13 protein-coding genes are annotated in these 14649 nt (G+C 71.8%); 5 read left to right on the top strand and 8 right to left on the bottom strand.

The window, feature by feature from the left end; all coding sequences use genetic code 11:
- Positions 1-9 precede the first annotated feature (9 nt).
- The gene (gene cimA, locus ACGFIE_RS14115) at positions 10-1608 is read right to left on the bottom strand and encodes a citramalate synthase (protein ID WP_393294412.1); all 1599 of its coding nucleotides are present in this window, start codon (positions 1606-1608) and stop codon (positions 10-12) included.
- Positions 1609-1840: 232 nt separating this feature from the next.
- Here cimA and ACGFIE_RS14110 point away from each other — a divergent pair, with 232 nt between their 5' ends.
- The 3 genes from ACGFIE_RS14110 to ACGFIE_RS14100 all read left to right on the top strand — a co-directional run bounded on the left by ACGFIE_RS14110 (position 1841) and on the right by ACGFIE_RS14100 (position 3763).
- A complete protein-coding gene (locus ACGFIE_RS14110; RefSeq protein ID WP_393294410.1) occupies positions 1841-2371 on the top strand; it encodes a carboxymuconolactone decarboxylase family protein in 531 nt (176 codons plus the stop codon).
- A gap of 129 nt (positions 2372-2500) precedes the next feature.
- Positions 2501-2959 (top strand): PRC-barrel domain containing protein, encoded by a 459-nt coding sequence (locus ACGFIE_RS14105; RefSeq protein WP_363679315.1) that lies wholly within the window; start codon positions 2501-2503, stop codon positions 2957-2959.
- Between the two features lie 21 nt (positions 2960-2980).
- Positions 2981-3763, top strand: a complete 783-nt coding sequence (locus ACGFIE_RS14100; RefSeq protein ID WP_393294408.1) for a tyrosine-protein phosphatase — start codon at positions 2981-2983, stop codon at positions 3761-3763.
- Positions 3764-3809: 46 nt separating this feature from the next.
- On the opposite strand, the gene ACGFIE_RS14095 is transcribed toward ACGFIE_RS14100, so the two are convergent.
- Positions 3810-4907, bottom strand: coding sequence for a branched-chain amino acid aminotransferase (locus ACGFIE_RS14095; protein ID WP_393294406.1), 1098 nt, complete (start codon positions 4905-4907; stop codon positions 3810-3812).
- Positions 4908-5070: 163 nt separating this feature from the next.
- On the bottom strand, positions 5071-6102 hold the full coding sequence (locus tag ACGFIE_RS14090; RefSeq protein ID WP_363679309.1) for a 3-isopropylmalate dehydrogenase: 1032 nt from the start codon (positions 6100-6102) through the stop codon (positions 5071-5073).
- Between the two features lie 225 nt (positions 6103-6327).
- Here ACGFIE_RS14090 and ACGFIE_RS14085 point away from each other — a divergent pair, with 225 nt between their 5' ends.
- Positions 6328-7170 carry an FAD:protein FMN transferase gene (locus ACGFIE_RS14085; protein ID WP_393294404.1) on the top strand — a complete coding sequence of 281 codons (843 nt, stop codon included), beginning with the start codon at positions 6328-6330 and terminating at the stop codon, positions 7168-7170.
- A gap of 11 nt (positions 7171-7181) precedes the next feature.
- Here the strand turns inward: ACGFIE_RS14085 and ACGFIE_RS14080 are convergent, their stop codons facing one another.
- The gene (locus ACGFIE_RS14080; protein WP_393294402.1) at positions 7182-8036 is read right to left on the bottom strand and encodes a hypothetical protein; all 855 of its coding nucleotides are present in this window, start codon (positions 8034-8036) and stop codon (positions 7182-7184) included.
- Positions 8037-8596: 560 nt separating this feature from the next.
- Here ACGFIE_RS14080 and ACGFIE_RS14075 point away from each other — a divergent pair.
- Positions 8597-8953 (top strand): hypothetical protein, encoded by a 357-nt coding sequence (locus ACGFIE_RS14075; RefSeq protein WP_393294400.1) that lies wholly within the window; start codon positions 8597-8599, stop codon positions 8951-8953.
- Between the two features lie 121 nt (positions 8954-9074).
- Here ACGFIE_RS14075 and serA read toward each other — a convergent pair whose 3' ends face one another.
- From serA to ACGFIE_RS14055, 4 genes are all read right to left on the bottom strand, one after another.
- A complete protein-coding gene (gene serA / locus ACGFIE_RS14070; protein ID WP_363679301.1) occupies positions 9075-10673 on the bottom strand; it encodes a phosphoglycerate dehydrogenase in 1599 nt (532 codons plus the stop codon).
- A 367-nt stretch (positions 10674-11040) separates the two neighbouring features.
- Positions 11041-12054, bottom strand: a complete 1014-nt coding sequence (gene ilvC, locus ACGFIE_RS14065) for a ketol-acid reductoisomerase (RefSeq protein ID WP_393294398.1) — start codon at positions 12052-12054, stop codon at positions 11041-11043.
- Between the two features lie 56 nt (positions 12055-12110).
- A complete protein-coding gene (gene ilvN / locus ACGFIE_RS14060; RefSeq protein ID WP_007456364.1) occupies positions 12111-12626 on the bottom strand; it encodes an acetolactate synthase small subunit in 516 nt (171 codons plus the stop codon).
- Positions 12627-12684: 58 nt separating this feature from the next.
- Positions 12685-14568: an acetolactate synthase large subunit gene (locus ACGFIE_RS14055; RefSeq protein WP_393294396.1), complete on the bottom strand. Its 1884-nt coding sequence runs from the start codon at positions 14566-14568 to the stop codon at positions 12685-12687.
- Between the last annotated feature and the right edge of the window lie 81 nt (positions 14569-14649).

Genomic DNA, 14649 nt, shown 5'->3' with positions numbered 1-14649 from the left:
TGGCAGAGGTCAGGGGGTTGGTGTCGAGACCGGGGCGGGGGCCAGGCCGTAGGTGAGGGCGTCGACCAGGGCGTGCCAGCTGGCCTCGACGACGTTCGGGTGGACGCCCACAGTGGTCCAGTCGCGGCCGGCGCCGTCGGAGGTCTCCAGCAGGACCCGGGTGACGGCGCCGGTGCCGTGGCTGCCCTCCAGGATCCGCACCTTGTAGTCGGCCAGCTCGAACTCACGCAGCTGCGGATAGTGCCGGGCCAGCCCCACCCGCAGCGCCTCGTCCAGCGCGTTGACCGGGCCGTTGCCCTCCGCGGTGGCGATCACCCGCTCGCCGCGTACCCGGATCTTCACGGTCGCCTCGGAGACGACCGCGCCGTCCTCCCGGTGCTCGACCTGCACCCGGTACGACTCCAGGCTGAACGGCCGAGCCGGACCGCCCTCGGGCAGCTCGGAGCGGACCAGCAGCTCGAAGGAGGCGTCCGCCGCCTCGAAGGACCAGCCGCCGGCCTCCAACTCCTTGACCCGATTGGTGACCCGGGTCAGCGCCTCCGGGCTGTCGGCCAGGTCCAGGCCGAGTTCACGGCTCTTGAGCTCGACGCTGGCCCGGCCGGCCATCTCGGTGATCAGGATCCGCATGTCGTTGCCCACCACCGACGGGTCCACGTGGTTGTAGAGCAACGGGTCGACCTTGATCGCGCTCGCGTGCAGCCCGGCCTTGTGGGCGAAGGCGGCAGCCCCGGCGTACGCCTGGTGGGTGTCGGGGGCGATGTTGGCGATCTCGGCGATGGCGTGCGAGACCCGCACCATCTGCGCCAGGCAGCCCTCCGGTAGGACGGGCATGCCGAGCTTGAGCTGGAGGTTGGCGACGACGGCGAAGATGTCGGCGTTGCCGGGACGTTCGCCGTACCCGTTGGCGGTGCCCTGCACGTGGCGGACGCCCGCCTCGACGGCGGCGATCGTGTTGGCCACCGCGCACGCGGTGTCGTTCTGGGCGTGCATGCCGAACAGCGCGGGGTCGACGCCGAGCCGGTTGGTCAGGTCGACGATCGCCGCGGTCACCTGCGACGGCAGCATGCCGCCGTTGGTGTCGCAGAGGACCATCCGCTCGGCGCCCGCGGCGAGCGCGGTCTGCACCACGGCCGCGCCGTACGCCGGGTCGTGGCGGTAGCCGTCGAAGAAGTGCTCGCCGTCGACGAACACCCGCCGCCCCTCGGCGACCAGGTGGCTGACGGTGTCGTGGATCATCGCCAGGTTCTCCGCGCCCGTGGTGCGCAACGCGCGCTCGACGTGGCGGATGTCGGCCTTGGCGACAAGCGCGACGGCCGGGGTCTGCGCGTCCAGCAGAGCGCGCACCTGAGGGTCCTCGGCGACCGCGACGCCGGCCTTGCGGGTGGCGCCGAACGCGACGAGCACCGCGTGCCGCAGGGTCAGCTCGGCGCGCGCCCGGCGGAAGAACTCGGTGTCCTTGGGCACCGCGCCCGGCCAGCCCCCCTCGATGAAGCCGACACCGAACTCGTCGAGCAGCCGGGCCACCGCGAGCTTGTCGACCACCGAGTAGGTGAGCCCCTCGCGTTGGGCGCCGTCGCGCAGTGTCGTGTCGAAGACCTGGAACGTCATCAGGATCCTTTCTCGGAGCAACAAAAAGACCTCCCGCGGATGCGGGAGGTCTGCGCGCTCGGCGGAGGGAGAGCCGGCGCGCTAGGTCGCAATAATCAGGGTGGTGCTGGTCACGGCGTTCACTCTGCCACCGCTCCCCCGGTTTGGGAGAAACTATCCACATCGCGAGATAGCGACGGCGGCCCGCGCCGCTCCCGTTGACGGCTCTCGTGCCGCTCTCAAGGAGGACACCGTGGGCCTGGATGCGATCAAGGCGGCCCTGCCCGAGTACGCCAGGGACATCAAGCTCAACCTGGGCACCACAGTCGGCACGTCGACGCTGACCTCGACACAGGCGTGGGGCACGGCGCTGGCCTGCGCCGTCGCCGCCCGCAACCCGCTGGTGCTGCGGGAGATCGCCGCCGAGGCGGTCGAGCACCTCGGGGCCGAGGGCGTCGAGGCGGCCAAGGGCGCCGCGGCCATCATGGCGATGAACAACATCTACTACCGGGCCAAGCACCTGATCGGCGACGAGCAGTACGCCTCGATGCCGGCCCGGCTGCGGATGCAGATGGTCGCCCGGCCGGGTGTCGACAAGGGCGACTTCAAGCTGTGGTGCCTCGCCGTCTCCGCCATCAATGGCTGCGGGATCTGCCTGGAGACGCACGAGAAGACGTTGCGCGGCAGAGGCTTCACCCGGGAGCAGATACACGAGGCCCTGCGCATCTCCGCCGTGGTGCACGCCGCGGCGGTCACCCTGGACGCCGAGGCGGCACTGGCCTGAGCCAGGTACGCCCCGACGCGGTGCCACGGCGTCGGCCCGTCTCGTTTCCGGCCCCCGGCCGCCGGGTAGCTCCTGCGGAGACGCACCCAGCGCCGCCGAGACGATCGGCGACAGTCAGGAGTGAACGGCATGGACAGGATCGACCCGCACGCCGCCCACGCCGGGCCCGACCCGCTGCACGGCGGTGACCAGGGCGCCGTTGCGGGCGGCGCGCCGACCGGCACCTTCGACCCGTGGCGCTACCGCGACGCGGCCGGAGTGGCAGACGCCGACCTGGTCGGTTACAAGGTCGAGGCCACCGACGGTGGAGTCGGCAAGATCGACAGCGCCAGCCACGAGGTCGGCGGCAGCTACCTGGTCGTGGACACCGGGCCGTGGATCTTCGGCAAGAAGGTGATGCTGCCCGCCGGCACGGTCAACCAGGTCGACCACGACAAGCGCACCGTCTCCGTCGACCGCACCCGGGACCAGATCAAGGCCGCCCCGGAGTACGACGAGACCAGCCACAGCGACCCGGCGTACCGGGACCAGCTGGGCGGTTACTACGACGAGACGTACGGCGCGCTTCCGCCCGGGACGGCGCGGTAACCGATCGCACACCGACGGCCGGTGGGGCAACGCCGCACCGGCCGTTACGGTGTCAACGTGGACGCCATCGACGAGAACCGACACATCCCGCTGCCCGCGACCTTCAACTTCCGCGACGTCGGTGGCTACCTCGGCCACGACGGCCGCACCGTGCGCCGGGGCCGCCTCTTCCGCTCCGACTCCCTGCACCGCCTGGACGAGCAGGACCGGGACGCGTTCGCGGCGATCGGCATTCGCACAGTCATCGACCTGCGCCGCCCCACCGAGGTCGAGCGCGACGGTCGGGTGCCGGCGTACCAGGGGCTTACCTACCGGCACATCCACCCGGAGCACGAGGACTGGTCGGGTACGCCGCACGAGGAGGGCACCGACCTGGCCCGCTACCTCGCCGACAGGTACGCCGACCTGGCCCAGACCGGCACCGCGGGGCTGGCCGAGGCGATCGGGCTGATCGCGGACTCCGCGAACGCCCCGGTCGTGGTGCACTGCGTGGCCGGCAAGGACCGCACCGGCATCGTCTGCGCCCTCACCCTCGCCGTCCTGGGCGTCGACGACACCGACATCACCGCCGACTACGCGCTCAGCACCGAGGCGTCGGCCAAGTTCAGCGCCTGGCTGGCCACCACCATGCCGGACGCGGCCGAGGTGCCCGCGCCGTTCCTGGCGTCACCCGTCGAGGCCATGCAGATCTTCCTCGACGAGCTGCGCGCGGGGCATGGCTCGATCGAGGCGTACCTGCGCCACGCCGGGGTGACCGACGAGCAGCTCGCGGCCCTGCGCGACCACCTGCTCGACGAAGGCTGAGCCGTGCTGACCGGCCCGTGCGAACGGGCCGGTCAGCACGCGGACCTCACAGAACCTGGTGCACCCAACCGTGCGGGTCGGCGGCCTTGCCCCGCTGGATGTCGACGAGCTGCTGGCGCAGCGACATGGTGACCCGGCCGGGCTCGCCGCCGCCGACCAGGAACTCGTCGTCGGGGAAGCGCACGCCACCGATCGGGGTGATCACCGCGGCGGTGCCGCAGGCGAAGACCTCGCGCAGCCTGCCGCTGGCCGCGTCGGCCTGCCAGTCGGCGAAGCTGACCGGTCGCTCCTCGACCCGGAGCCCGGCCTTGCCGGCCAGCGTGATGATCGCGTCCCGGGTGATGCCCGGCAGGATCGTGCCGGTCAGCGGCGGGGTGACCACCGAGTCGTCGTCGTACACGAAGAAGACGTTCATGCCGCCCAGCTCGTCGACGAAGCGGCGCTCCACCGCGTCGAGGAAGACCACCTGGTCGCAGCCGGCGTCGATGGCCTCCGCCTGGGCCGCCAGCGACGTCGCGTAGTTGCCGCCGCACTTGGCCGCGCCGGTGCCACCGGGCGCCGCCCGCGTGTAGTCCGGAGAGACCCAGACCGTGACCGGCTTGACCCCGCCGCTGAAGTACGCGCCGACCGGCGAGGCGATCACCATGTAGAGGTATTCGCTGGCCGGGCGGACGCCGAGGAAGACCTCGCTGGCGAACATGAACGGCCGCAGGTAGAGGCTGCCGTCCTCGCCGGCCGGGATCCACTCCCGGTCGATCTCGATCAGCTTGTGCAGCGAGTCGACGAACACCTCGGGCGGCAGCGCCGGCATCGCCATCCGCTGCGCCGAGTCGACGAACCGGGCTGCGTTGGCGTCCGGCCGGAACATCGTCACGCCGCCGTCGGCGGTCCGGTACGCCTTCAACCCCTCGAAGATCTCCTGGGCGTAGTGCAGCACCGCGCTGGCCGGGTCCATCGGGATCGGCGCACGCGCCTCCACCCGGGCGTCGTACCAGCCCTTGCCGTCGGCGTACCGGATGGTGACCATGTGGTCGGTGAAGACGCGGCCGAAACCCGGGTTGGCCAGCAGGGCAGCCCGGTCGGCGACGGATACCGGCGCGGGATTCGGACGGATCTCGAAGTCGAGCTTGTCACCACCGCTCATCGCGCTGACCTCCCTGGGGGACAACGGCATGCGGGATCGCACACCGACGTGGTTGTGCCAGAAACTTACCCCGAACGGTCGTTCAGAAGGTAGCGCCGCTCGGGACCGGGTGGACTGCCCGGACAGGCGGATGCCGCTCCGGCCCCTGGAGGGTCGAGAGCGGTCAGGCTACGGAGTGGGCGGCGAGCCGGTCGCCGACCTCGTCGGTGCGCAGCGCCGCGCCCGGGGTGCGGCCGGCCAGCTCGGCGGCGACCGCGGCGTTGACCCGGGCCGCCGCGTCGGCGTGCCCGAGCTGCTCCAGCAGCAGCGCGACGGAGAGCACCGCGGCCACCGGGTCGGCGACGCCCTGCCCGGCGATGTCCGGCGCCGAGCCGTGCACCGGCTCGAACATCGAGGGGTACGCGCCCTCGGGGTTGATGCACCCGCTGGCGGCCAGCCCGATCCCGCCGGTGACCGCGGCGGCGATGTCGGTGAGGATGTCGCCGAACAGGTTGTCGGTGACCACCACGTCGTAGCGCTGCGGCTGGGTCACCAGGAACATCGCGGCCGCGTCGACGTGCTGGTATTCCGTCGTGACGTCCGGGTGCTCGGCGGCGACCGCCGCGAAGGCGCGCGCCCACAGCGACCCGGCGTGGGTCAGCACGTTGGTCTTGTGCACCAGGGTGACCTTGCGCCGCTCCCGGCGGTCCGCGCGGGCGAACGCGTCGCGGATGACCCGCTCCACGCCGTGGCGGGTGTTGAGGCTCTCCTCGGTGGCGACCTCGGCGGGGGTGTCCCGGTGCAGGGAGCCGCCGGCGCCGGCGTAGAGACCCTCGGTGCCCTCGCGCACCACCACCAGGTCGACCTCGCCGGGCTTCACGTTGCCCAACGGACCGGCGACGCCGGGCCAGAGCCGCGAGGGGCGCAGGTTGACGTACTGGTCGAAGGCGAAGCGGAGCTTGAGCAGCAGGCCGCGCTCCAGGACACCCGGCGGCACCGTGGGGTCGCCCACCGCGCCGAGCAGGATCGCGTCGTGCCCGGCCAGCTCGGTCAGCACCGAGTCCGGAAGCACCTCGCCGGTACGATGCCAGCGGGCGGCGCCGAGGTCGTACTCGGTGGCCTGCACGCCGGGGAGCACCGCGTCGAGGACCTTGCGAGCCTGCGCGACCACCTCGGGCCCGATGCCGTCCCCGGCCACCACCGCGATCCGCGCCACGCTCGCACTCCCCACGCTCGACTGCCCCGTCCCGCCCACGGTACGTCGGCGTCCCGCAACCCGGTACGATGCTTCCATTATTTGGGATATCAGAATCCACAGCACCCTCTCAGCTGGGATTCATGGGGCGATCATCTGCGCTGCCTACGGTGGGGGTCAGCGGGTCAGGGGGCCCGCGAACCGTGGTCGTGAGGACGCGACGTCAACTGCGAGGGGGCAGGTGCCATGCGCATCGACGAGCAGCCGCGGACCCGCTGGCCAGACCCTTCGGCATTCCGGAGCCGCCGGCCCGACCTGCGACTCGGCAGCCGACGGCACCGGATCGACCCGACCGCCGCCACCGACGGCCGGATCGCCGTGCAGCACACCGTACGCACCGCGACCGCCGAGTACACCCTGCTGCTCAACGCCCCCGATCGGCTCGGCCGCCGAGGCGTCGGCGAGGCCCTGCGGGACAGCGTCGCCGAGCTGCGCGCCGTCGACCTGACCTATGGCCCGAACCGCCCGGAGAGCCTGGTCTCCATGCTGCGGCGGGGAGAGATCAGCCCGGAGTCGTACCCGCCGCTGGCCGACCTGGTGGACCGCTGCACGGCCATGCGCGCCGCCACCGACGGCTGGTTCGACGCCTGGGCGGTGCCCGGCGGCTTCGACCCGGGTGGCCTGCTGGGCGGCTGGGCCGTGGAACGTGCCGCCGCCCGGCTGCGCGCCGCGGGCATCCACGACTACGCCGTACTCGCCGGCGCCGACCTGGTGGTCCGCGGCCGCGCCCCGCACGGCGGGCCGTGGCGGGTTGCGGTGCACCACCCGACGGCGCCCGAGCGCGCGCCACTGGTGCTGGAGATGACCGCCGGGGCCGTCGGCACCTCCGGGGTGACCGGGCGGCAGGGGCACGTGGTCGACCCGCACACCGGCGAGCCGGCCGACCAGCTCGTCGCCGCGACGGTCGTCGGCCCGGACCTGACGGTCGCCGACGCGTACGCCACCGCGCTCTACGCCGCCGGACCCACGGGCCTGGCCTGGTTCCGTGGTGGCTCCGACTATCGCGCGCTCTTCGCCCACCGGCGCTGAACGCTGTCCCGCTACCGCCCGGTGCTGGGGTCCGGCACGGTGACCCGCGCCGGGGTCCGCGCCCCGAAGACGGTGGCGACCAGATCGCTCACCGCGTGTACCCCCACGTCGATCCCCTTGCCGGGTGGAAGTTGGTACATCACGGCGACGACGTAGCGTTGGTCGTCACCGGCGAAGCCCACCGTGTTGGTGACCCAGTGCTCGCCACCCGGATCCGGCTCGATCGACCAGCCGTCCTTGGTGCCGGGTCGCTGGTCGGCGCCGGCCGCCCAGACACCCCAATGTTGGATCGAGCCGACCGAGCGCATCGCGCCGACGAGATAGGCACGGTCGGTCGGGTCGAGGTCATCCAGCACGTACGACATCAGCCGCTGCAGATCAGCTGCCGTGCACTTGAGGTGACCCCAGAAGCGCGTGTACCCGGCGACGGTGCGCAGCCCCGTCATCCCGTAGCGCCGCTGGAAGCGTTCGAGCTGTTTGTCACGGCCGTAGCGGTTCCACAGAGCGGTAGCCGCGTCGTCGGAGGAGACGTTCAGCATGTCGGCGATCTGTCGACGCGCGGTGGCGTCGAGCGTGATCTCACCCGCACGGGAGCGCTCCAGCAGCCCGACGGCCATCGCGAGCTTGATGGTGGAGGCCGTCCAGACCGGATGGTCGGTGGTTCCCGCCCTCCAGAGCTCGCCGGTACGCCGGTCCCGTACCAGGATTCCGAGGACTCCCGGTTTGCTCTTGAGGAGGGCTGCCGTCGCCGCGAGGCGTCGGCGTTGCGCCTCGTCGGCGCTGACCGGACCCGGCGTACCGGGCTGCCGGCCGCCAGCCGGACCCAGCCCGCTCGTGGATCGCGGCTCGGCGCTTCCCGTGGACACCGACGAGTCCCGCGAGGCAGGCGAACCGGTTGGAGCAGTCGAACAGCCCGCCAACACGAACACCGCCACCACGGCCGCGAGGAGCCTCGTCGGCCCCACCGACCGTCGAGGCAACGCCTGTCGCCGCAGTTCGGCAACCCATCGGCCGCCCTGACGGGTATCGCCGTCCGAGAACCGAGCGCTCGTCACGGCCGCAGATCATAGCCGGACGGCCGGCCACGTGGTCGCACGCGAGACAGGCCCAACGCGTCGCACCACCCGGATTGCGATCGGCCCCCACGGCCTCGGCAACGGCCGTGGGGGCCGGTCAGCGACGAGTGCGCGTGGCTCGCACAATCGAGGGGTGCGGACCGGTCGGGCCGGACGTCGGCCGCGTCACCCGAAGACGGGCCGGCGTCACGACCCGCGGCCAGTAACCGCACTCGTACGCTATCGAATCGACGCAACTCGACGCAAGAGTCTCCACAGCGGACCCTTCCGGCCGGAGAGTGGTAGGTCGGCGATTGGCCTGCGGCGAGGCAGTTTCGACATGGTGAACGACGGATGGCACGCTGTCCGCCGTGAGTTTCGATCTGAGTGTGTGGGCCCTGGAGGACAGGGCGACGCCCGAGGACGTGCGGGCAGCGGTCGACGGTTGCCGGCAGGGGCGGCACGTGGACCGTTACCCGGACCCGCGCGTTGTCGGCTTCTACCGGGCGATCACCGCGTCCTATCCGGACCGACGCCCCGGCCCGGACAGCCCGTGGGCCGTGGCGCCGCTGCACGCCGCGCACGACCACGTCGAGCTGAACCTGCACCCGACCTGCGCGGACCAGGTGCTGCTGGACATCGAGCGACTGGCCGGGGAGCACGGGCTGATGCTCTTCGACCCGCAGGACGGCTCGGTCTACCCGCCCCCCGCCCGGCTGCCCCACTGACCCCAGGCGGGCGGGCAGGCATCCCCGGCCCTGGCGGTGTACGGCAGAGGGGCCCGGCGTGTCGCCGGGCCCCCCGTGGTGCTGCCGTACGCGCCGCTACGGTCGACGGCGTCGCGACTGCCTACTCGTCGCGCAGGTCCGCCGCGCTGGCGGCGGTCGCGCCGATCGAGTCGGCCGCCGAAGTGAGCAGGTCGGCGCCGAGCGCCTGGTCGACGGTGAGCGTCATCAAGGTCTCGCCGCCCGCCTCACGCCGGGCCACCTGCATCGCGGCGATGTTGATGCCCGACTCGCCCAGCAGGGTGCCGACGGTGCCGACGACGCCCGGCCGGTCGGCGTAGCGCAGGAAGAGCAGGATGCCCTCCGCGGCGATCTCCACGTCGAAGCCGTCCACCTCGGTCAGGCGGGGGACGTCGCGGGCGCCGGAGTGGGTGACCGTCCCGGAGACGCTCACCGTCCGGCCGTCGGGCAGAGCGCCGCGCACCGTGACCAGGGTGGGCTGGTCGGCCGTCTCGGCCAGGCTGTCCAGCGTGACCTCCACGCCGCGCTCGGCGGCCAGGTGCGGAGCGTTGACGTAGGTGACCTGGTCTTCCACGACCGAGCTGAACAGGCCCTTCGTCGCGGCGAGCTTGAGCACCGACACGTCGTGGCCCACGATCTCGCCACGCACCTCGACGGCGACGCTGGCGGCTACCCCACCGGCGACGGCGGTGAACGCCCGGCCCAACTTCTCGGCGAGCGGCAGCAGCGGCCGGACGTCCTCGGCGACCACGCCGCCGGCCTGGACGTTCACCGCGTCCGGGACGAACTCGCCCTGCAACGCCAGCTTCACGCTCTTGGCCACGGCCAGGCCGGCCTTGTCCTGCGCCTCGTGGGTGGAGGCGCCCAGGTGCGGGGTGGCCACCACGTTGTCGAAGGCGAACAACGGCGAGGAGGTGCAGGGCTCCTTCGAGTAGACGTCGACGCCGGCGCCGGCGACCCGGCCCTCGGCGATGGCGTTCGCGAGCGCCTGCTCGTCCACCAGACCACCGCGGGCGGCGTTCACGATGCGGACGCCGGGCTTGACGATCGCCAGCTCCTTCTCACCGATCAGGCCCACCGTCTCCGGGGTCTTCGGCAGGTGGATGGAGATGAAGTCGCTCTCGCGCAGCAACTCCTCCAGCCCCACCAGGCGTACGCCGAGCTGCGCCGCACGGGCCGGCTGGATGTACGGGTCGTACGCGATCAGTCGGGTGCCGAACGCGGCGATGCGTTGCGCGAAGAGCACCCCGATGCGGCCGAGACCGACCACGCCGACGGTCTTGCCCTGCACCTCGACGCCCGTGTACTTGGACCGCTTCCACTCCCCCGCCTTGAGCGCGGCGCTGGCGCTCGCGGTGTTGCGGGCCACGGCGAGCAGCAGTGCGACGGCCTGCTCGGCGGCGGAGACGATGTTCGAGGTGGGCGCGTTGACGACCATCACGCCCCGCGCGGTGGCCGCCGGCACCTCGACGTTGTCGAGTCCGACGCCCGCGCGGGCGACCACCTTGAGTCGCGGCGCGGCGGCGACCGCCTCGGCGTCGATCTGGGTCGCGCTGCGCACGATGACGGCATCGGCCTCGGAGAGCGCCGAGAGCAGGGCCGGACGGTCGGTGCCGTCGACGTGACGAACGTCGAAGTCGTGAGCGAGCACCTCGATGGCGGCGGGGGCGAGTTCTTCGGCGATCAGTACGACAGGATTCATCGGTCCTCGTAGAGGTCGTGTTTGCGATCGGCCCGGGCGGCGGGGCGCCGCACTGCGCCCCGCGCTGATCCGTGCCGTGGCCGTCAGGTGCCGGCTCAGCGCACCTACACGCGATCGTAGGGGCCGCGCTGGCTGGCGTGTTCTGGTCTGCGGGGTGAGGGCCCTCACACGCCCGGTCGAGCGACGGACATCAGCCGTTCACCGCGCCGAAACGGTTTGCGCGCCGCGAACTCGCCCGAGGCGTTCGTCACTCGCTCCCAGTACGTGGGCCTGGCGCATCGATGTCACAGATGCCGGACGGCCCCGGGCGCGGCGCTGGGGAGAGCGCCGGCCCGGGGCCGTCGGTGGACCGTTCTGGTGCGGACGGTCAGGCGGTCTCGGTGATCGGGCGGTCGACCCAGCTCATCATGCCGCGCAGCTTCTTGCCGGTCTCCTCGATCGGGTGCGCCGCACCCTCGGCCTGCCACTTGGTGAAGTTGGGCCGGCCCGCCTCGTCCTCGGCGACCCACTCGCGGGCGAACTCGCCGGACTGGATCTCACCGAGGATCTTGCGCATCTCGTCCTTGACGCGGGAGTCGATGATGCGCGGACCACGGGACAGGTCGCCGTACTCGGCGGTGTCGGAGATGCTGTACCGCATCTTCGCGATGCCGCCCTCGTACATGAGGTCGACGATGAGCTTCAGCTCGTGCAGGCACTCGAAGTAGGCCACCTCGGGGGCGTAACCCGCCTCGGTGAGCACCTCGAAGCCGGTCTGCACCAGGGCCGCCGCGCCGCCGCAGAGCACCGCCTGCTCGCCGAAGAGGTCGGTCTCGGTCTCCTCGGTGAAGGTGGTCCGGATCGCGCCGGCACGGGTGCCGCCGATCCCCTTGGCGTACGCGAGGGCCAGCGCGAGCGCGTTGCCGCTGGCGTCCTGCTCGACGGCGACCAGGCAGGGCACGCCCTTGCCGTCGACGTACTGGCGGCGAACCAGGTGGCCGGGGCCCTTCGGCGCGACCATCGCCACGTCCACCTCGGCCGGCGGCTTGATGAGCCCGTAGCGGATGTTGAAGCCGTGGCCGAAGAAGATCGCCTTGCCCGGGGCGAGGTGCGGGGCGATCGACTCGGCGTACAGGCTGCGCTGGGCGGTGTCCGGCGCGAGCACCATGATCACGTCGGCCTCGGCGGCGGCCTGCGCCGGCGTGACGACCCGCAGGCCCTGCTCCTCGGCCTTGGGGCGGCTCTTCGAGCCCTCCGGCAGGCCGATCACCACGTCGACGCCGGAGTCGCGCAGCGACAGCGCGTGGGCGTGGCCCTGGCTGCCGTAGCCGATCACCGCGACCTTCTTGGCCTGGATCAGGCCGAGGTCGGCATCGTCGTCGTAGTACACCTCAACGCTCATGAGACTTCCCTTTCGTACGACGGCCTCGGTGGCCCGTCGTGGTCTGTGCGGATGGGTCAGGCGGCCCGCAGCGCGGGACCGGCGGTGATCGAACGCGAGCCGCGCCCGATCGCCACCAACCCGGACTGGACCATTTCCTTGATGCCGAACGGCTCGAGGTCGCGCAGCAGCGCGTCGAGCTTGTCGGGTGTGCCGGTGGCCTCGATGGTCAGCGTGTCCGGTGCGACGTCGACCACCCGGGCGCGGAACAGGTTGACGGTCTCCAGCACCTGGGACCGGGCGGCCCGGTCGGCGCGGACCTTCACCAGCAGCAACTCCCGGGCGACCGAGACCTGCGGATCCAGTTCAACGATCTTGAGCACGTTGACCAGCTTGTTGAGCTGCTTGGTGACCTGCTCCAGCGGGGACGACTCCGCGTTGACCACGATGGTGATGCGGGAGACGTCCGGGTTCTCGGTCTCGCCCACGGCGAGGCTGTCGATGTTGAACCCGCGCCGGGAGAACAGGCCGGAGACCCGGGCGAGCACGCCGGGCTTGTTCTCCACCAGCACGGACAGGGTGTGCATCGTCACTGCGTCTCCTCGGTCATGCCCTCATGACGCTCGCTGTGCTCGGAAAGTTCGGTCATGACTAGATGTCATCCTCGTCGAAGACCGGGCGGACGCCGCGGGCGAACATGATCTCGTCGTTGCTGGTGCCGGCGGGGACCATCGGCCAGACCATGGCGTCCTTGCCGACCACGAAGTCGATCACCACGGGGGCGTCGTTGATCTCCATGGCGGCCGCGATGGTCTTGTCCACGTCGTCGGCGGTCTCGCAGCGCAGCCCGACGCAGCCCAGCGCCTCGGCGAGCTTGACGAAGTCCGGGATGCGGTGCTTGTGGGTGCCCAGCTCGGTGTTGGAGTAGCGCTCGTTGTAGAACAGCGTCTGCCACTGCCGGACCATGCCGAGGTTGCCGTTGTTGATCACGGCGATCTTGACCGGGACGCCCTCCAGCGCGCAGGTCGCCAACTCCTGATTGGTCATCTGGAAGCAGCCGTCGCCGTCGATCGCCCAGACCACCGTGTCCGGCTTGCCGACCTTCGCGCCCATCGCCGCCGGCACCGCGTAGCCCATCGTGCCGAGACCGCCCGAGTTCAACCAGGTGTACGGCTTCTCGTAGGAGATGAACTGGGACGCCCACATCTGGTGCTGCCCCACCCCCGCCACGAAGATCGCGTCCGAGCCGACGATCTCGCCCAGCCGCTTGATCACAAAGTGCGGGGAGAGTGTGCCGTCGGACGGCTCCTCGTAGCCCAGCGGGTAGCGGGTGCGCAGGTCGTCCAGCTGGGTCCACCAGTCGCCCAGGTCGATGCCGCGTCCCGCCGACCGCTCGACGCCCACCGCGGCGATCAGCTCGTCGATGACGTGCCGGGCGTCACCGACGATCGGGACGTCCGCGTGCCGGTTCTTGCCGATCTCGGCGGGGTCGATGTCGGCGTGGACCACCGCCGCGTCCGGGGCGAACGAGTCGAGCTTGCCGGTGACCCGGTCGTCGAACCGGGCGCCCAACGCGACGATCAGATCGGCCTTCTGCAGGGCGTAGTTTGCCGCGACGGTGCCGTGCATGCCGGGCATCCCCAGGTGCTGCTGGTGCGAGTCGGGGAACGCCCCGAGCGCCATCAGCGTGGTGGTCACCGGGATGCCGGTCAGCTCGGCGAGCTTGCGCAGCCCCTCGGTGGCGCCGGCCTTGAGCACCCCACCACCCACGTAGAGCACCGGCCGGCGGGCGCCGGCCATCAGTCGGGCCGCCTCGCGGATCTGCTTGCCGTGCGGGTGCAGGGTGGGCCGGTACCCCGGCAGGTCCAGCGTGGGCGGCCAGGCGAAGGTGGTCGACGCCTGGAGCACGTCCTTGGGGATGTCGACGAGCACCGGGCCCGGCCGGCCGGTGCTGGCCAGGTGGAACGCCTCGGCCAGCACCTGCGGGATCTCCTCGGGGGTCTGCACGAGGAAGTTGTGCTTGGTGATCGGCAGCGTGATGCCCTGGATGTCCGCCTCCTGGAAGGCGTCGGTGCCGATCGACGGGCGGGCCACCTGGCCGGTGATCGCCACCATCGCCACCGAGTCCATGTAGGCGTCGGCGATCGGCGTGACAAGGTTCGTCGCACCCGGGCCGGAGGTGGCCATGCAGACGCCGACCTTGCCAGTGGCCTGCGCGTACCCGGTCGCCGCGTGCCCGGCGCCCTGCTCGTGGCGGACCAGGATGTGCCGGACGGTGGAGTCGTAGAGCGGGTCGTACGCCGGCAGGATCGCGCCGCCCGGGATGCCGAAGACGACGTCGACGCCGAGCGCCTCAAGGGACCGCACAAGCGAACCGGCGCCGGAGACCTGGGCCGGGGCGGCTGTCCGTACGGCCGGGACGGCCGGGGTGGCCGCGGGGCGCGTGGCGGCGGGGTCGACGGCGCCGGCCGGGTCGGCGGTCGCGCGGGCCCGCCGGGCGGTGTGGGCGAGGGTCTCGGGCGTGGGTCTCGTCATGGCGGTTCTGGCCTTCGGCTGGAGTGGCTGGGGCTTGTTCAGCGATGCGAGGCGGGCGTGGGCCCGTCGCGACAGGTTCCG

This window comes from Micromonospora sp. NPDC049275, from assembly GCF_043197115.1.
In the GTDB taxonomy this organism is placed as follows: Bacteria; Actinomycetota; Actinomycetes; order Mycobacteriales; family Micromonosporaceae; genus Micromonospora.
This window is presented reverse-complemented; position numbering and strand designations above follow the sequence as displayed.